Origin of the sequence: Rhodoplanes roseus (assembly GCF_003258865.1) — a bacterium.
GTDB classification, from domain to species: Bacteria; Pseudomonadota; Alphaproteobacteria; order Rhizobiales; family Xanthobacteraceae; genus Rhodoplanes; species Rhodoplanes roseus.
Window position 1 is genome coordinate 1 of sequence record NZ_NPEX01000045.1, and the last position, 16,766, is coordinate 16,766.

Genomic DNA, 16,766 nt, shown 5'->3' on the forward strand with positions numbered 1-16,766 from the left:
AGGGCGACGGCCCGGCTGCCTCGGCCGTTCATCCTTCGAGGCCCGGCTCCGCCGGGCGGCTCAGGATGACGGGACCGGGTCGAAGCGAGAGCTCACGTCCATGCCGTCCGAGCATTCTCCAACGAGACCGTGCCATGAGTGACGCCGCCGTGGTCCGACTGCCAGAGCCCCTCCGCCTGCGCGAGCTCGCCGCCGAGCTGTTCGATGCGCTGCACGACAAGACCTTCGACGGCACCGGCATCACGCGCGAGTGCTACGAGGAGGGCGAGAACGCCGCGATGGCGATCTTTCGCGAGGTCGCCGAGCGGCACGGGCTGAAGGTGCGGCTCGACGCCGCCCAGAACATGATCGTGTCGCTGCCCGGCGACGACGGCACCAAGCCGGCGCTGCTGCTCGCCTCGCATGCCGACTCGGTGCCGCAGGGCGGCAATTTCGACGGCGGCGCCGGCGTGGTCGCGGCGCTGCTGACGCTGATCCGCCTCGCCGGCGAAGGCACCCGCACCGCCGTGCCGGTGCGCGCCATGGTGCTGCGCGGCGAGGAGAGCGCCTTCTACGGCCGCGCCAATATCGGCTCGCGGCTGCTGTTCGGCACGCTCGATCCGAAGGACATGGCGGCCAAGCGGCGCGGCACCGGCCGCACGCTGCGCGAGACGCTGTCGGCCGCCGGCATCGACGTCGACGCCGCGGCGGCCGGCCGACGCATGATCGACGCGTCGACCGTCAAGGCCTATGTCGAGCTGCACATCGAGCAAGGCCCGGTGATGATCGCCCGGAAATTCCCGACCGCGGTGGTCACCGGCATCCGCGGCAATCTGCGTCACCGCTCGATCATGTGCCGCGGCGAGGCCGGCCACTCCGGCACGGTGCCGCGCTGGCTGCGGCGCGACGCCGTGTTCGCCGTCGCCGATCTCTTGATGCGGCTCGACGAGCACTGGATGCGGCTCCTGGAGCGCGGCCTCGACCTCGTCGTCACCACCGGCGTGATCGGCACCGATCCGGATCAGCACGCGCTCAGCCGCATCCCGGGCGAGGTGGCGTTCTCGTTCGAGGTGCGCAGCCAGAGCTTCGAGACGCTGGAGGCCTTCTACGAGCTGTTCCGCTCGGAGTGCCGCGCCGTCTCCGACCTGCGCCACGTGAAGTTCGAGTTCGACGACCGGGTCTACGCCGAGCCGGCCCGCATGGACGAGAGCATCGTGCGCAAGCTCGTCGCGGTGTCGGAGCGCCTCGGCCTGCCGACCGAGACGCTCGCCTCCGGCGCCGGCCACGACGCCGCCGTGTTCTCGAACGCCGGCATCCCCTCGGCCATGATCTTCGTGCGCAACGCCAACGGCTCGCACAATCCGGCCGAGGCGATGGACCTCGACGATTTCATGCAGGGCGTCGCGCTGATGCACGCCTTCGCGGTGGAAGGGCCGTGACGAGACCCGGCCGACCGATGGTTGCGGACCACTCCGCGGAGCCGCTCTGCGGCGTCACGGAACGGCCCGGTTCCGCCTGGAGAATCTGGGGAAAGCGGAATTCCCGAGAGGCCTGAGTCGGTTGACTGGCCGAACGCATGGGGCGATAAGAGCCGAGTCGCGCTCATGCTCGAGACTGGACTCGACGCCGGCAGCTCAAGGCTGGCCGGCGGTTTTCGCGCGCGGCTCATGACGGTGCCAGAGACGGAGGACCCCGTGAGCACGTTTTCCCCCCCGACCGAAAAACGCGTGATCGCCCAGCAGACCGCCCGGATGCTGCTGGAGATCAAGGCGATCCAGTTCAATGCGACGCAGCCCTTCGTGTTCACGTCGGGCTGGGCCAGCCCCGTCTATGTCGATTGCCGCAAGATCATCTCGTATCCGCGGCTGCGCTCGGCGCTGATGGACTTCGCCGCATCGACGATCCTGACCGAGATCGGCTACGAGTCGATCGACAACGTCGCGGGCGGCGAGACCGCCGGCATCCCGTTCGCCGCCTGGATCGCCGACAAGCTGATGCTGCCGATGCAGTACATCCGCAAGAAGGCGAAGGGCTTCGGCCGCAACGCCCAGATCGAGGGCGAGGTGGTGGCCGGCTCGCGCACGCTGCTGGTGGAGGATCTGGCCACCGACGGGCGCAGCAAGGTCAACTTCTGCAACGCGCTGCGCAAGGCCGGCGCGCAGGTCGATCACTGCTTCGTGCTGTTCTATTACGACATCTTCCCGATGGTGTCGGGCAACATGCGCGACCTCGGGGTTCAGCTCCACCATCTCTCGACCTGGCGTGACGTGCTCGACGTCGCGACGGCGAGCGGCCACTTCGATCCGGCGGTGCTGAAGGAGGTGAAGGCCTTCCTCGACTCGCCGTCCGAATGGTCGGCGGCGCACGGCGGCATCTCCAACTTCGACAGCGATCCCGAGAATGTCGGCACCGGCGCGGGCGGCCCGAAGGCCGGCGCCAGCGCCGCCGCCTGATGCCCCCGATGGCCCTGCCCCGCAAGGGCGGGCGCGCGTGACCGCGCCCGCCACCGCGACGCCCTCTCGCGGCACCGTGCTGATGGACCTCGACGGGACCATCAGCGATCCGGCCGGAGGCGTCTACGCCTCGTTCCGCCATGCGCTCGAGCAGGTCGGCCGGCCCTGGCCCGACGACCAGCCGCTCGCCTGGATCATCGGCCCGCCGCTGCGCGAAAGCTTCATGCTGCTGCTCGACGATCCCGAGAAGACCGCGCAGGCGCTGCAGCACTACCGCACCCACTACGCCGCCGGCGCGCTCTACGACAACCGGCTCTATACGGGCATGGCCGAGGCGATCGCGGCGCTGGCCGCCGACGGCTTCCGTCTGTTCGTCGCCACCTCGAAGCTGGTCAGCTTCGCCGAGAAGATCGTGCAGCGCTTCGGCCTCGCGCCGCGCTTCGAGCGCGTCTACGGCTCGACGCTCGACGGCCGCATCGACCAGAAGGGCGACATCATCGCCATGTGCCTGGGCACCGAGGACATCGATCCCGAGACCTGCATCATGGTGGGCGACCGCGAGCACGACGTGAACGGCGCCCGCGCCAACGGGCTCGACTGCATCGGCGTCACCTGGGGCTTCGGCAGTCGCGACGAGCTGATCGCGGCGCAGGCGCTCGCCCTGTGCGAGCGCCCGGCCGATCTGGTCGGGCTCGTGTGCGAGGTGATCGACGCGCGCACGCCGGCGGCGACGTCCGAGGCGTGAGGCTCAGCCCGCCGTCTGGTCGGGGAGCAGATTGCGACCGGCGCGCGTCGGCGACGCGGACGGGCGCGAGGCCTTGGCCCGGGGCGCGTCCGACTTGCCGGCCGGCTTGGCCGCCCTGGCCACCAGCGCCTCCAGACGCTCCGGCGCGAAGCCGCCGGCCAGCATCAAGCGGCGGTCGAGGGCCCGCATCACCAGCACGTCGAGCGGAACGGCGGCCGCGGCGGCCCCGGTCGGGTCGTCGGCCAGCACGATCGTCGCCACCCGGTCGGCGAAGCGCTCGCGCTCCTTCATGAAGGCCAGCATGTAGGTGCGGTAGCTCATGTCGGCGAGCTTGCGGCCGATGATCTGCATGCCGCGGCGGCTGTGCTGGCTGGCCGGTGCGTAGACGGCGGGCCGGCACGAGCAGGCGAAGCGCGACAGCATGATCATCAGCGACGAGGTGGTGAGGCCGTCCCGGACGGCCTGATAGTTGATGTCGTCGAGCAGGCCGAAGACCTCGGGGGACGGCTCCGTGGCGGCCCGGAAGGCCGGCCGCGCCGTCTGCTCCAGGAATGCCAGGAACTGGGCCCGTTGCGGACGGCGGAGCCGGTCGGCGAGATCCCAATAGGACAGCCAGCGATCCAGCAGCGACACCGTCAACGCGACGTCGGACCCGATGTCGGAGGCGAAAGCCCCCTCCCCGGTCGTCCACGCGGCGACCGCCGCACGAACCGAGAGGTCGTCCAGATACTGCTGTTCCCGCATCACCCTACCTGCATGTCACGCGGCCGAAGCCGTGAGGCGTTCCGTGACCCGCCCGTGGCCGGGCGCGGTGTCGTCGTTCGAGGTGTCCCCTCGGCTTCGCGGTCGCGTGTGATCGCGTCGTCGAGGCCCGCAGTCGTCGAGGCCCGCAGTCGCGGCCGCAGTGACCGAAATCTCGCTCTTGTCGTGCTCTGGCATCGAACGGCACCGGGAGATCCCCGGCAGATGCATCAGTTCCCGCGGCACTCAACGCACGAACCGGCCCAAAAGGTCCGCCCTGGGCGACATATCAGCTCTGTGCCGGGCGCTCCGACAGGGGCGGTATCGTGATCAGGAGCACGCCGGGGATTCGATCCATTGACGCAGGTCAACAATCTGCGGCGGATCGGAGCGACACTGCCAGTGTAGTCAGGAGGTGTGTCATGACGACGAAGCGTTTCGTCGGCGCGGCCGTCGGCATCGCCGTGCTGAGCCTGTTGGCCGCGACACCCGCCCTCGCGCAGTCCGCCACCTATCCGGAGCCGGTCCGCGGCGCGCGCGGCATGGTGCTCCTGCCCGGGGTGATGACCGGGCCCGGCACGCTCGGCACCGGCGGCATGCGCCGCCTGTGCGATCCGCGCTCGGTCGGGCTGACCCAATGGCGCGTGACCTGGATCGAGCGGGTCGTCAAGCCGACCGAGGCGCAGCTGAAGCCGCTCGACGATCTCAAGGCGGCGTCGGTCAAGGCGGCGGAGCTGTTCGCCACCGCCTGCCCGCGGCTGGCCCCTCGCCTGCAGACCGCGCCGGCTCAGCTCGAGATGATGGAGAAGCGGCTCGACACCGCCATCCAGGCGGTGCGCGTCATGCGCCCGGCCCTGGACGCCTTCTACGCCTCGCTCGACGCCAGCCAAAAGGCCCGCATCGACGACATCGGCCCGCGCCGGAGCGGCTGGTTCTGGTGAGTCGGACGGGCGGGCGCGACCCGCGGCGAAGCGGCTGGTTCTGGTGAGACCGCCAAGTTGCGGCTGTCGACCTCGATCCGTCATCCCGAGGTGCGAGCGGAGCGAGCCTCGACGGATGCGGGCCACGGAGTCACGCGGGGTGCGGAGTCGCGGGCCGTCGCCCTTCGACGCCCGGTTGCGCCGGGCACCTCGGGGTGACGGCGAGAGGCACGGGCGACGACGGCGACCACAACGACGAGGCCGGTCAGTCGAACATCCGGTCGCCCTGGAGGTCGACGATCTGGCGGGCCTTGGAGAGCGTGAAGCTCACGGCGTCGTCGCGCGAGGCGTGGCTGTCGGCCCGGATGAAGCGGTGCTCCTTGCGGACGCCCTCGACCTCCCGCTCGATCGTTCCGGCGGTCTGGTACTGGCCGCCGTTCTGGAACGGGGCCGCCCGGATCACATAGCCCTTGTACTCGACCGGCTCGCTCTCGGGCGCCGGGGCGGGGGCCGACGCGCGGCCCCCGAACAGGGATTTCAGAAACGACATCGCGGACTCGTGGAAGGTGGTCTTCAGTCGCGGCCACTGTAGCCCCGAACCGGGCCGCCGCAAACCACGTCCGACCCGATCAGTGGGCGCGGCGGCCCGACGCCTCGATGGCCAGCTGCTCGGCCCGGCCGGTCGCGTTGCGCAGCGAGCCGTCCATCGCCAGGATCACCAGGATCCAGGACACGGCGAAGTTGGCGAAGAACAGCGCCAGGAAGGTGATCAGGCCGGCCGCCTCGGAGACGGAGTTCTCGATGTAGTAGCTGATCCCGGCCGCGACACCGGCACCGAGAACGACGAACAGCACGTAGAGGACGAGCGCCTTCATGACGACCTCCGGGAGACGAACGGTGGCGAACGTTCCGTGACACGGAACGGCGACGGGATGGCGCCGGGGCGACCCGGGCGTCGCCCTGGCCTGAAACTTACACGGACCTTACAGGCGTCTCAACGGCAATCGACCATATGGGCCGTCGACGCCCCAGGATTTGTGTATCGCAGCGCAGCACGGGCGACCGGAGCGGGCGCGCCGCCGGCCGGCTCACACCTCGAATTCGAGGCTCACGCAGCAGCCGGCCCGGCCCGGATAGGCGACCTCGGAGCCGAGGCCCCGCGCCATGGCGGCGACGATGCGGCTGCCCATGCCGGTGCCCTTGGCCGGGCCGTCGCCGCGCCAGCCGATGCCGTCGTCCTCGACGCTCAGCGCCACCTTGCCGTCGGCGACCTCGTCGAAGCGCACCCGGATCTCGCCGCCCCCGGTCGTCGGATAGGCGTACTTGAAGGCGTTGGTGACGAGCTCGGTGACCACCACGCCGATCGACACGGCCTTGTCGGTCGGCACCCGCACCGGACGGGCGGCGAGCTTCACGGTGGCGGCGTGGCCGGACGCCTTCATGGTCGCTTCGAGGTCGCCGAGCAGGCTGCCGAGATATTCCGAGATCTCCACCGAGCGCACGTCGTCGGAGTTGTAGAGGCGCCGATGCACGCCGGCGATCGCCATGATGCGGGCCTGCATCTCGCGCAGCGCCTCCTGGGCGGACGGATCGGCGACGCCCTTGGACTGCATGTGGACCAGGGCGGCGACCAGCGCGAGGCTGTTGGCGACGCGGTGGTTGACCTCGTGCAGCAGCACCTCGGCGCGCTCCTTCGCCTCGCGCATCTCGCGCTCAGCCCGGTCGCGCGCCGCGGCGAGCCGCGCCTTCTCGAGCGACTGGTCGATGGCGCTTTCGAGCAGCGCCAGGAACTCCTCGCCGACGCTCTTGGAGACGTAGTCGGCGGCCCCGGCCTTGAGCGCCGCGACCGCGACGGCCGCTTCGCCCGAGGCGGTGACGTAGACGACCGGCGGCGGCGACGGCGTTTCCTGCAGGACGGCCAGCATGTCGAGGCCCGTGCCGGTCGGCAAGAAGTGGTCGAGCACGATCACGTCGACGCCGCCGTGGGCGAGGCGCGCCAGCCCCTCCTCGGCCGTGCTCACCCGCTCGACCGCATAGCCGCGGCGGCCGAGGGCCCTCTGGACGAGCCGCGCCAGTCCCGTATCGTCGTCGACATGAAGAACCGTGACGGGCGTGCTCGGCATGGATCAGGTGGCTTCCGGAACCTGCATCACCGCGAAGAACAGGCCGAGCTGCCGGATCGCGTTGGCGAAGCCGTCGTAGTTCACCGGCTTGGTGATGTAGACATTGGCGCCGAGATCGTAGCAGCGCTGGATCTCGCGGGCGTCGTCCGTGGTGGTGAGGACGACGACGGGCGAGCGCCGCGTGTGCTGGTTGGACTTGAGCCGCTCGAGAATGTCGATGCCGGTCATGTCCGGCAGGTTGAGGTCGAGCAGGATGAGGAGCTGGCGCCCGGCGCTGACCACCCCGGAGCCGTCCGGCCCGAGCAGATAGTCGAGCGCCTCGGTGCCGTTGGCGAACGGGACGATCTCGTTGCTGACGCCGGCGCGGCGAATGTTCTTCTCGATGAGGCGCGCATGCCCCTCGTCGTCCTCGATCATCACGATCTTAACGGGCTTCGCGTTCTGATTCACGTCCGTTCGCTCCAACGGCTGCACTGGCGCCCTTCGCGACCTTGCGGAGATCGCGCGGCAGGTTCAGCTTCATGGTGGTGCCGCGTCCGACCTCGGACTCCAGCGTGATGTCGCCGCCCAGATTGCGCACCATGGTGCGCACATGGGCGAGGCCGATGCCCTCGCCGGGCTGGTCCTGCGCGCCGGAGCGGCGGAACAGATCGAAGACGCGCTCGTGATCGTGGGACGCGATCCCCCGCCCGTTGTCCTCGACCTCAACGACGATCCGCTGCCCGGGTTCCGGCCGCGCCCTTACCCGGATGTGGATGGGTCGTTCGGGACTGCGGTATTTCACGGCGTTGTCGAGAAGATTGCCGAACACCTGCTCGAGCGCCAGCCGGTCCGACACCACGTTCGGCAGCCCGGGCGCCAGCGTGACCTCGCCACCCGCCTCGACCACCTGGTGCCGGATGCTCTCCGCCGAGGTCTCCAGCAGCGCGCCGAGGTCGATGCGCTCCGGCTTGAGGGTGCGGCGGCCTTCGCGCGACAGCTTGAGGATGGCGTTGATCAGCCCGTCCATCTTGCGGGTCGAGGAGCGGATGAAGCCGATCGCCTCCGGCGCGTCCTCGATGGCGGCGAGGCGGGCGTCCTCGGCCGCCGGATCGTCGGCCGGCAGGCCCGCCTTCTCGAACCAGGAGCGGACCGCGACGAGGCTCGCCTCCAGCTCGCTGGTGAAGCCCATGATGTTGACGAGCGGCGCCCGCAGGTCGTGGGTGACGATGTAGGCGAAGCGTTGGATCTCGTCGTTGGCGCGGCCGAGATCGGCGGTGCGCTCGGCGACCCGCTCCTCCAGGCCGGCATTGAGCGCCCGGACCTCCTCCTGCGCCGCGACGAGCTGGCGCGTGTAGCCGATGGTCATCCAGGCGGCGCCGCCGACCACGCCGACGATGACCAGCGCGCCCAGGATCGCCACCCAGTAGAGCGCGCCGATGGTCTTCTGCTGGCGTTGCACGCTCTCGCCGATCCGCCGCTCCGCCGAGGTGATGAGCGTGTCGAAGATGCCCCGCGCCTCCTCCATCAGGGCACGGCCGCGGTCGGTGCGCACGATCGCCACGGCCTCGTCGCGGCGTCCGTCGCGCACCAGCTCGATGGTCTGCTGCATCTCGACCATCTTGCCCGAGATGATTTCGGTCAGCCGTGCGATCTGGGCCGCATAGGCGGGGACGCCGGACAGGCGCGAGCGCACCAGCTCGATCTGGTCCGCGAGCTTGCGGCGCGCCTGCTCGTAGGGCGCGAGATAGGCCTCCTCTGCGGTCAGCAGGAAACCGCGCTGGCCCGTCTCGGTGTCCTGCAGCAGGCTGCGCAGATCGACCAGCGCGGCGCGCTGCTGGCGCACCGCGACCGACAGCTCCGTATAGGTGCGCGTCTCCGCCACCAGCCACAGCGTGGTGACGACGATCGCGACCAGCGCGGCGAAGCCGACCAGCAGAGCGGCCACGGTCGAGCGGATGAGGGCGAGCTTGGAGATCGGCATGTGGGGGTTCGGGGGTGATGGACCGGGCCAACATAGTGCCTCGGTCGGGATCCGCACAGGGGCATTAGCCCGGCATTTTCGCATCTGCCATCAAGGGCGCTCCCGCGGAATGCCAAAGCGCTACCTCGACACCATCGTGGCGCGTCCGCGACTCACACCAGCGGAAGATCGCGGAGCCGAAGCCCGAGCGGGGGAGCGATGTCGAACGGCAGCGGCTCGTCCGGCCCGATCGTCAGCCGCTCGCGATAGCCTTCCGGACCCGGGCTGCGATGCAGATGGGCGACCAGGCTCTGGGCCTCGATCACGATCGCGGCGCGCACCCCGAAGGCGGCGTAGAGACGGACCTTGCGGTGCAGATCGTAAGCCAGGCTGGCGTCCGCCACCTCGACGACGAGCAACGCCGTCTCCGGCGACAAGTTGGCGAGACCGTCGGCCCGGCGATAGAAGATCAGGTCGGGCTCGACGAACGTGTCCTGGTCGAGCCGCAGCGTCGTCTCCTGCGCGACCAGGATTTCCTCGGGAAGATGACGATCGAAATATCGTGTGAGGTTGACCTTGACCACCTCGTGACGGATGCCCTTCGGCGACATCGGCACGACCTCCCCGCCAATCAGCTCGATACGCTCGTTCTCGGGGATGACGCCGGCCCGCAGCATCGCCTCGATCTCGGCGACGCTCCAGCGTCGCCGCATCAGACCTTCGGCGGCCTGCGTCGTGAGCGGAAGGTCGGGCGTGCGGAACGGCTGGTTCATGCGCCGATGTTATCACGCGGCCGCCGCGGCGAGAATGCGCCCGCGCCGCCGCAGGCCGGCGGTCGGCCGCCTCCTGCCCAGGATTAGGGCAGCGTTGTACATTTTTTCTGCTTTATCCCAAAAATAACACACCTACACTCGTGAGGCTCCGACGTCGCTCACCCCCGCGCGGCGCCGTGCGCACGGAAGGCCGATGACCAACACGTCCCGCTTCGACCCCGACGACGGCGCGACACCGGACGACGTCTCGGATCTGCGGTGGCCCGCCGATCCGGCCGAGATCCCCGACTGGATCTATACCGACCGCCGCATCTACGACCTCGAGCAAGCCCGCATCTTCCGCGGCCACACCTGGAACTACGTCGCGCTCGACGTCGAGCTGCCGCAGCCGGGCGACTACATCCGCTCCTATATCGGCGACACGCCGATCATCGTGGCGCGCGACGCCGACGGCCGGGTGCGCGCCTTCGAGAACCGCTGCGCCCATCGCGGCGCCGAGTTCTGCAAGAGCTATCGCGGCAGCACCAAGCAGTTCGTCTGCCCGTATCACCAGTGGACCTACGATCTCTCGGGAGCGCTGGTCTCGGTGCCGTTCCGCCGCGGCGTCAAGGGGCTGGGCGGCATGCCGGCCGACTTCGAGCTCGGCGCGCACAATCTGCGCAGCCTCAACGTCACGACGCGCCACGGCGTGGTGTTCGCCTCGTTCCAGGACGACATCGAGAGCTTCGAGGACTATCTCGGCCCCGAGATGCTCGACCAGTTCGACACGGTGTTCGACGGCCGCACGCTGAAGCTCCTCGGCGTCCACCGCAACACCCTGCAGGGCAACTGGAAGCTCTATCAGGAGAATCTGAAGGACCCGTACCACGCGACGCTGCTGCACACCTATCTGACGACCTTCGGCCTGTTCGTCGCCGGCAACAAGACGATGATCATGACCGACGCCAAGGGCCGCCATTCGACCCTGTGCAACGCGCGGCCGCAGGGACGCCCCGACAACGATCCGAGCAAGTCGGAGATCCGCTCCTTCCACGCCGCCATGCAGCTCGCCGATCCGCGGGTGATCCAGCTCATCCCCGAGAAGGACTCGCCTTGGACCAGCAACGCCATCACGATCTGGCCGAACCTGATCCTGCTGCGCCAGACCAACATTCTGGGCGCGCGCCAGATCGTGCCGATGGGGCCGAACCAGTTCATGCTGATCTGGACCACCTTCGGGTTCGCCGACGACAGCCCGGAGATGGAGCAGCACCGGCTGCGCCAGAACAACATCTTCGGTCCCGGCGGCTTCATCGGCATCGACGACAACGAGGCGATCAAGTTCGTCCAGGACGGCGTGATGCGCTCGGTGCCGCGCCACGGCGTCGCCCCGCTCGGCAAGGACGAGGAAGGGCCCGACGTGGTGATCACCGATCGGGCGATCCGCAGCATGTATCGCCACTACCGCGCGGAGATGGGACTGTGACCAACGCCGCGCAGCCGGCCGCCGCGCAACCGGCCCCCGCGCATGCGGCGCTCGACCCCGCGCTGCGGCGCGACCTCTGCTTCGCCGTGCAGGAGTTCAACGCCGACTACGCCGACACGCTCGACCGCGGCGACATCGAGGCCTGGCCGGGCTTCTTCACCGAGGACGGCGTCTATCGGCTGATCGCCCGCGACAACGCCGATGCCGGCCTGCCGCTCTCGCTGATGTCCTGCGAGGGCATGGGCATGCTGAAGGACCGCGCCTACGCCATCGCCCACACCGAGATGTTCGCGCCGCGCTACGTGCTGCACGTGATCAGCCCGGCGCGCGTCAGCGACTATCGCGGCGGCCTCATCAGCGCGCAGGCGAACTACGCGATCCTGGAGACGCTGGTGGACGAGCCCACCCGGCTGCTCCAGTGCGGTCGCTACCGCGACACGTTCGTGATGCACGGCGACCGGCTGCTGCTCAAGGAACGCAACTGCGTCTACGACACGGTGCTGGTGCCGACCTGCGTGGTCTACCCGCCGTGACATCCGGCGCTGGTCCGGCGGCCGCTGCCGCCGGAGCGCCACGAGACGTTTGGCAAGCGAACAGACACGGAGACGGGTCCATGATGCGCCGTATCGCCGAGAGCTTCCGGTCCTCGGCCGTCCGTCTCGGGCTGGCCTCGATCGCCGTGGCGACGACGGTCGGCGGCGCCGCGCCGGCCCGGGCCGCCGACACGCTGACCATGCGGCTCGAATGGTCGGCCTATGTGATGCACCTGCCGTTCTACCTCGCCCTGGAGAAGGGCTGGTTCAAGGCCGCCGGCATCGACCTGCAGATGGAGGACGGCAACGGCTCGATCACGATGGTGCAGCTGGTCGGCAACGGCAAGTTCGACCTCGGCCACGGCGCGCTGTCGTCGATGGCGGTCGGCGCCTCGAAGGGGCTCGCCCTGGTCGCCGTGTCGGAATATCTGCAGAAGAGCCCGCTCGGCATCATCTACGACGCCAAGTACGACATCACGGCGATGAAGGACTTCGCCGGCAAGAAGATGATCTACACGCCGGCGTCGTTCGAATCGCCCTTCCTGGAGCCGTTCTTCAAGCAGAACGGCGTGCCGATGGGCAGCCTGAACATGGTCGGGGTCGAGGCCTCGGCCAAGATGTCGTCCTACATGACCGGCGTCGCCGAGGCCTTCGTCACCACGGTGCCGGCCGACCTGCCGCGCGTGGAGGAGAAGCGCGCCTCCAAGGCGATCCTGTTCGCCGACTACGGCATGAACCTGCCGACCTTCGGCATCGTCGCCGGCACCGAGGCGCTCAAGACAAAGGGTCCGGCGATCAAGCGCTTCGTCAGCGTCGTCTCGGCCGCCTGGGAATACATCCTGGCCGGCCATGCCGACGAGGCAGCCGAAGCGGTGATGAAGCAGCGGCCGAACGCGGCGACCACGGCCGAGCGGCTGAAGGCCGAGTTCAAGCAACAGGCCCCCTATTTCGGCGAGCAGGGCAAGACCGTGTTCCCGGGCCTGCAGAGCAAGGAGGAGTGGGCGAAGGCGCTGACCGTGATGGAGGCCGCCAAGGTGATCGCGCCCGGCACGACGCCCGAGAAGTACTTCACCAACGACTATGTCGACGCCGACTATGGCCGCCGCATCGTGGCCGGCAAGTAGCGGAGCCCGCATGGCCGTCGCCGCCCTCTCCGCCGCGAACGCCGCCGCCGCGCACGCCGTGGTGCCGTTCGACGATCCGCTGGCCATCGAGATCGACGCGGTCGGCAAGACCTACGCCTCGAGCGACGGGGCCGTGACGGCGCTCGGCTCGGTCAGCCTCGACGTGCGCCGCGGCGAGTTCATCAGCCTGCTGGGGCCGAGCGGCTGCGGCAAGACTACGCTGCTGCGCATGGTGGCCGGGCTCGAGGACACCACCACCGGCCACATCCACCTGCACGGCCGCGGCCTCGACGGGCTCGGCTTCGTGTTCCAGCGCGACGTGCTGCTGAACTGGCGCACGATCCTGCAGAACGTGCTGCTGCCGATCGAGTTCAGGGGCGGACGGCCGAAGCAGTATCGCGACCGGGCGCTGGCGCTTCTCGCCACCTTCGGGCTCGCCGGCTTCGAGAACAAGCGGCCGTGGGAACTCTCCGGCGGCATGCGCCAGCGCGCCGCGATCTGCCGCGCCCTGATCGACGATCCCGAGCTGCTGCTGATGGACGAGCCGTTCGGCGCCCTCGACGCGCTGACCCGCGACGAGCTGAACGTCGAGCTGCAGACGCTGTGGCACCGGTCGCGCAAGACGACGCTGTTCGTCACCCACAGCATCCCGGAGGCCGTGTTCCTCTCCGACCGCGTCGTCGTGATCTCGGACAAGCCGGGCCGCATCGTCGAGGTGCTCGACATCGACTTTCCGCGGCCGCGCGGGCTCGACATCCGCGAGGAGCCGGCCTTCGGCCACTACAGCCGCCATCTGCGCGACGTGCTGGAGCGCCACGGCGCGTTCCGCAAACGCTGAGCCCGGAGCATCATGCGCGCCTTCCGCCTTCCGACCGAGCTGTGGACCCTCGCGGCCCTGCTGGCGCTGTGGGAGGCCGTGGTGGTGGTCTTCCGGGTGCCCGAGATCCTGGTGCCGAGCGTGCGGGTGGTGTTCGACGAGATCGCGTCGAACCCCGACTTCTATCTGGTGCAGTCGATGCACACGCTCTCCAACACGCTGGCCGCCTTCGTGCTGTCGGTGGTGTTCGGCGTCGGCATGGCGATCGCCATCGTCTCGTCCCGCTTCCTGGAGAAGACGCTCTACACCGTGCTGGTGGCGCTCAACAACGTGCCCAAGGTGGCGCTGGCGCCGCTGTTCGTGATCTGGCTCGGCACCGGCAACGCGTCCAAGATCGCCATGGGCGTGATGATCTCGATCTTCGCGATCGTCATCGACGCCGTGCTGGGGCTGCGCTCGCTCACCCCCGACATGATCGATCTCGGCCGCTCGATGCGCGGCTCCGGGCTGAAGATGCTGCTGAAGCTGCGGCTGCCCAACGCGCTGCCCAGCATCATCGCCGGCATGAAGGTGGCGATGTCGCTGTCGCTGGTCGGCGCCATCGTGGGCGAGTTCGTCGCGGCGCAGAACGGCCTCGGCTTCGTCATCCTCAGCGCCCAGGGCATGTTCCGCACCGACCGCGTCTTCGCCGCCATCCTGCTGCTCGCCGCCATCGGCACGACGCTCTACTACCTGATGGAAGTGTTGGAGCGCGCGCTGATCCCCTGGCACGAATCGCAGCGCCACGGCACGGCCCGCGCCCCCGCGGCCGTCGTCCCCAAGGCGTGACGGCGCCGCCTCATCAGATCACCCGCGACCACCGACACATCGATACCGAGGAGGATCCCCATGGCGCTCACGGCACTCGCGGACAAGGGCAACGTGCTGCACATCTACGATTTCCGGGTCAAGGCCGAGATGGCCGACGAGTTCATCAAGCTGTTCGAGGAGTTCGACTACTCGGACGAGAACCCGATGCACAAGTCGACCGCCCAGGTGCGCGACGGCGTGCTGTGCCGCGACGCCGCCGACCCCGAGCGCTTCTTCCTGATCGGCGAGTGGAAGAGCATCGAGGAGCACAAGAAGATCCTGAAGATCGTCGCCGAGATGCGGCCGAAATTCGCCCTGCTGGTCGACGGTGGCCCGGCCAACTTCAAGCCCATTTACGCCGAGGTGGTCTCCTCGACGCCGGTCGAGTATCTGCAGCCGCAGGCGTGAGGGGGAGCGCGACGATGGCGTGGCATGCGGTGGCGAAGGCCGAGGACGTGGCGGAAGGCACGGTGCGGGCCGCCTCGGCGGCCGGCATCATGCTGGCACTCTACCGCATCGACGGCGCCTTCTACGCGACGTCCGACGTGTGCACCCACGCTTTCGCGCTGCTGTCGGACGGCTATCTGGACGGCGACTGCATCGAATGCCCGATCCACCAGGCGCTGTTCCACGTGCCGACCGGCGAGGTCCGCAGCGAGCCCGCGAGCGTACCGCTGAAGACCTATCCGATCAGGCTGGAGGGCGACACGCTGATGGTGGAGATCGCCGAAGACTGAGGCGCCGGGCCGGCGTCACTCGGTCAGGCGTTCGGCGAACAGGTGCATGGTCTTGCGGTAGATCACCGAGCGGTTCCACTCGCGCATCACCTCGAAGTTCGGCGTGCCCTCGCCGAACGGCGCGCCGCGCTGCCAGCCGTTGACCTTCAGGAGATTGGCCGTGGAGGCCAGCACGTCCGGCACGCTGTGGCGCAGGTCGACATGGCCGTTACCGTCGTAGTCGACGCCGTACTTGATGTAGGAGGACGGCAGGAACTGGGTCTGGCCGATCTCGCCCGCATAGGCGCCGATCAGGTCGCGCAGCGGCAGGTCGCCGCGCTGCAGGATCTTCAGCGCCGCCAGCAGCTCGCCCTGGAACAGCTCGGTGCGGCGGCAGTCGTGCGCCAGGGTCGCGATGGTGCGAACCACCGGCAGCTTGCCCATGTCGCCGGTGCCGTTGTCGCTCTCCAGCGTCCAAATCGCCATCAAGAGCTCCTTGGGCACGCCGAACTGGCGCTCGACGCGATCGAGCAGCGCGGCGTTCTTCTGCATCAGCGTCCGGGCGCGCTTGACCCGGGCCGGCACCACGCGGGTCGCGGCGTATTCCTCGAAGGTCTTCTTGAAGGTGTAGCGCTGGCGGCGGTCGAAGTTCAGCACGGCGGGATCCGAGCTCACCCCGGCGAAGGCCTGGTCGACCACGGCGCGCGACACGCCGGCGGCCTGCGCCTCGCGCCCCATGGCGGCCAGGAACGTGTCGAAGTCGCCGCCGCACTGCGCGGCGCGGGCGGGCGCTGCCGCGAACGGCGCGAGAAGAGCGAGCAGGCAGGCGAGCGCCGCGCGGCGCGCCGAACAGGTTCCCAAAGCCATTCCGATCCCCGTGTCGCGACCATTCATCGGGTGAAGTCATGGCACGCCGGTAAGGCGGGGAAAAGGCGGCTGAATCGTGCCGAACCCCCGTGATGCCGCTCGCGTCCGGGTCCGGGCGGCATGCCGGGCACAGGCGACCCACCGGGCGGAGCGAGCCGGCGCCACGCTGGACCGGACCGTGGCCCTTGCGCTCCGATCGCGACAGATCCGCGGCCGCGCCGCTGCCCGACGACGGGCGCAGGCCCTAAGGTGCCGGACCCGGCGACGCCGCGTCGCCCATCCGGACGGAGCCACCATGCGGAAGGCCTATTGGGTCGCCACCTATCGCTCGATCGAGGATCCGGCCAAGGTCGCCGCCTATGCGGCGCTGGCCGGCCCGGTGATGGCGCAGTTCGGCTGCCGCTATCTGTGCCGCGGCCCGGCCGCCGTCGCCTACGAGGCCGGCCTCGCGGAGCGCGTTGTCGTCGCCGAGTTCCCCAGCCTCGCCGACGCCGTCGCCTGCCACGACAGCCCCGGCTATCAGGCGGCCCTCGCCGTCCTGGCCGACGGCGCCGTGCGCGACATCCGCCTGGTCGAAGCGGTGGAGTGAGGGACGGCGGTCTCCTGGCGGACGTCCCCTGCCCAGGCCCGGCATGGCCGCGCTCGTCGCGGCCATGCACGTCGTTTGTGCCTCACGGACAGCATGAGCGTGGACGGCCGGGACGAGCCGCACAGGCGCT

Annotated in this window: 20 protein-coding genes; 12 read left to right on the top strand and 8 right to left on the bottom strand. The window is 69.4% G+C overall.

Features of this window, described 5'->3' with window-relative positions; all coding sequences use genetic code 11:
• Positions 1–134 precede the first annotated feature (134 nt).
• From CH341_RS09115 to CH341_RS09125, 3 genes are all read left to right on the top strand, one after another.
• Positions 135–1,418 (top strand): hydantoinase/carbamoylase family amidase, encoded by a 1,284-nt coding sequence (locus CH341_RS09115; protein WP_111418729.1) that lies wholly within the window; start codon positions 135–137, stop codon positions 1,416–1,418.
• A gap of 255 nt (positions 1,419–1,673) precedes the next feature.
• Positions 1,674–2,432, top strand: coding sequence for an orotate phosphoribosyltransferase (locus CH341_RS09120; RefSeq protein WP_281022271.1), 759 nt, complete (start codon positions 1,674–1,676; stop codon positions 2,430–2,432).
• Between the two features lie 37 nt (positions 2,433–2,469).
• Complete coding sequence (locus CH341_RS09125) at positions 2,470–3,177, top strand: HAD hydrolase-like protein (RefSeq protein ID WP_170149550.1); 708 nt, start codon at positions 2,470–2,472, stop codon at positions 3,175–3,177.
• Positions 3,178–3,180: 3 nt separating this feature from the next.
• On the opposite strand, the gene CH341_RS09130 is transcribed toward CH341_RS09125, so the two are convergent.
• Positions 3,181–3,921: a hypothetical protein gene (locus CH341_RS09130; protein WP_111418731.1), complete on the bottom strand. Its 741-nt coding sequence runs from the start codon at positions 3,919–3,921 to the stop codon at positions 3,181–3,183.
• Between the two features lie 419 nt (positions 3,922–4,340).
• Here CH341_RS09130 and CH341_RS09135 point away from each other — a divergent pair, with 419 nt between their 5' ends.
• Positions 4,341–4,859, top strand: coding sequence for a Spy/CpxP family protein refolding chaperone (locus CH341_RS09135; protein ID WP_111418732.1), 519 nt, complete (start codon positions 4,341–4,343; stop codon positions 4,857–4,859).
• A gap of 244 nt (positions 4,860–5,103) precedes the next feature.
• On the opposite strand, the gene CH341_RS09140 is transcribed toward CH341_RS09135, so the two are convergent.
• The 6 genes from CH341_RS09140 to CH341_RS09165 all read right to left on the bottom strand — a co-directional run bounded on the left by CH341_RS09140 (position 5,104) and on the right by CH341_RS09165 (position 9,676).
• A complete protein-coding gene (locus CH341_RS09140) occupies positions 5,104–5,388 on the bottom strand; it encodes an HlyU family transcriptional regulator (protein ID WP_111418733.1) in 285 nt (94 codons plus the stop codon).
• Positions 5,389–5,467: 79 nt separating this feature from the next.
• Positions 5,468–5,713 carry a hypothetical protein gene (locus CH341_RS09145; protein ID WP_111418734.1) on the bottom strand — a complete coding sequence of 82 codons (246 nt, stop codon included), beginning with the start codon at positions 5,711–5,713 and terminating at the stop codon, positions 5,468–5,470.
• Between the two features lie 213 nt (positions 5,714–5,926).
• The gene (locus tag CH341_RS09150) at positions 5,927–6,961 is read right to left on the bottom strand and encodes a histidine kinase dimerization/phosphoacceptor domain -containing protein (protein WP_111418735.1); all 1,035 of its coding nucleotides are present in this window, start codon (positions 6,959–6,961) and stop codon (positions 5,927–5,929) included.
• Between the two features lie 3 nt (positions 6,962–6,964).
• Complete coding sequence (locus CH341_RS09155) at positions 6,965–7,378, bottom strand: response regulator (protein ID WP_111418760.1); 414 nt, start codon at positions 7,376–7,378, stop codon at positions 6,965–6,967.
• A gap of 7 nt (positions 7,379–7,385) precedes the next feature.
• Entirely contained in the window at positions 7,386–8,924 is a 1,539-nt protein-coding gene (locus tag CH341_RS09160) for a sensor histidine kinase (protein ID WP_111418736.1), read from the bottom strand.
• A 152-nt stretch (positions 8,925–9,076) separates the two neighbouring features.
• Positions 9,077–9,676 (bottom strand): Uma2 family endonuclease, encoded by a 600-nt coding sequence (locus tag CH341_RS09165; protein ID WP_210208223.1) that lies wholly within the window; start codon positions 9,674–9,676, stop codon positions 9,077–9,079.
• A 193-nt stretch (positions 9,677–9,869) separates the two neighbouring features.
• Here CH341_RS09165 and CH341_RS09170 point away from each other — a divergent pair, with 193 nt between their 5' ends.
• The 7 genes from CH341_RS09170 (at position 9,870) to CH341_RS09200 (ending at position 15,201) form a co-directional block, all read left to right on the top strand.
• Complete coding sequence (locus tag CH341_RS09170; protein ID WP_111418737.1) at positions 9,870–11,141, top strand: aromatic ring-hydroxylating oxygenase subunit alpha; 1,272 nt, start codon at positions 9,870–9,872, stop codon at positions 11,139–11,141.
• The gene (locus CH341_RS09175; protein ID WP_111418738.1) at positions 11,138–11,674 is read left to right on the top strand and encodes an aromatic-ring-hydroxylating dioxygenase subunit beta; all 537 of its coding nucleotides are present in this window, start codon (positions 11,138–11,140) and stop codon (positions 11,672–11,674) included. The genes CH341_RS09170 and CH341_RS09175 overlap by 4 nt, the downstream gene beginning before the upstream one ends.
• A gap of 80 nt (positions 11,675–11,754) precedes the next feature.
• Positions 11,755–12,798: an ABC transporter substrate-binding protein gene (locus CH341_RS09180; protein ID WP_111418739.1), complete on the top strand. Its 1,044-nt coding sequence runs from the start codon at positions 11,755–11,757 to the stop codon at positions 12,796–12,798.
• 10 nt (positions 12,799–12,808) lie between these two features.
• Complete coding sequence (locus tag CH341_RS09185; protein ID WP_111418740.1) at positions 12,809–13,636, top strand: ABC transporter ATP-binding protein; 828 nt, start codon at positions 12,809–12,811, stop codon at positions 13,634–13,636.
• 12 nt (positions 13,637–13,648) lie between these two features.
• Positions 13,649–14,443 (top strand): ABC transporter permease, encoded by a 795-nt coding sequence (locus CH341_RS09190; RefSeq protein WP_111418741.1) that lies wholly within the window; start codon positions 13,649–13,651, stop codon positions 14,441–14,443.
• 60 nt (positions 14,444–14,503) lie between these two features.
• On the top strand, positions 14,504–14,872 hold the full coding sequence (locus CH341_RS09195) for a putative quinol monooxygenase (protein ID WP_111418742.1): 369 nt from the start codon (positions 14,504–14,506) through the stop codon (positions 14,870–14,872).
• Positions 14,873–14,886: 14 nt separating this feature from the next.
• Positions 14,887–15,201 (top strand): non-heme iron oxygenase ferredoxin subunit, encoded by a 315-nt coding sequence (locus CH341_RS09200; protein ID WP_111418743.1) that lies wholly within the window; start codon positions 14,887–14,889, stop codon positions 15,199–15,201.
• 15 nt (positions 15,202–15,216) lie between these two features.
• Here the strand turns inward: CH341_RS09200 and CH341_RS09205 are convergent, their stop codons facing one another.
• Entirely contained in the window at positions 15,217–16,047 is an 831-nt protein-coding gene (locus tag CH341_RS09205; protein ID WP_111418744.1) for a lytic murein transglycosylase, read from the bottom strand.
• 295 nt (positions 16,048–16,342) lie between these two features.
• Between CH341_RS09205 and CH341_RS09210 the strand changes: the two genes are divergently transcribed.
• Positions 16,343–16,636: a DUF1330 domain-containing protein gene (locus tag CH341_RS09210; RefSeq protein WP_111418745.1), complete on the top strand. Its 294-nt coding sequence runs from the start codon at positions 16,343–16,345 to the stop codon at positions 16,634–16,636.
• Positions 16,637–16,766 lie beyond the last annotated feature (130 nt).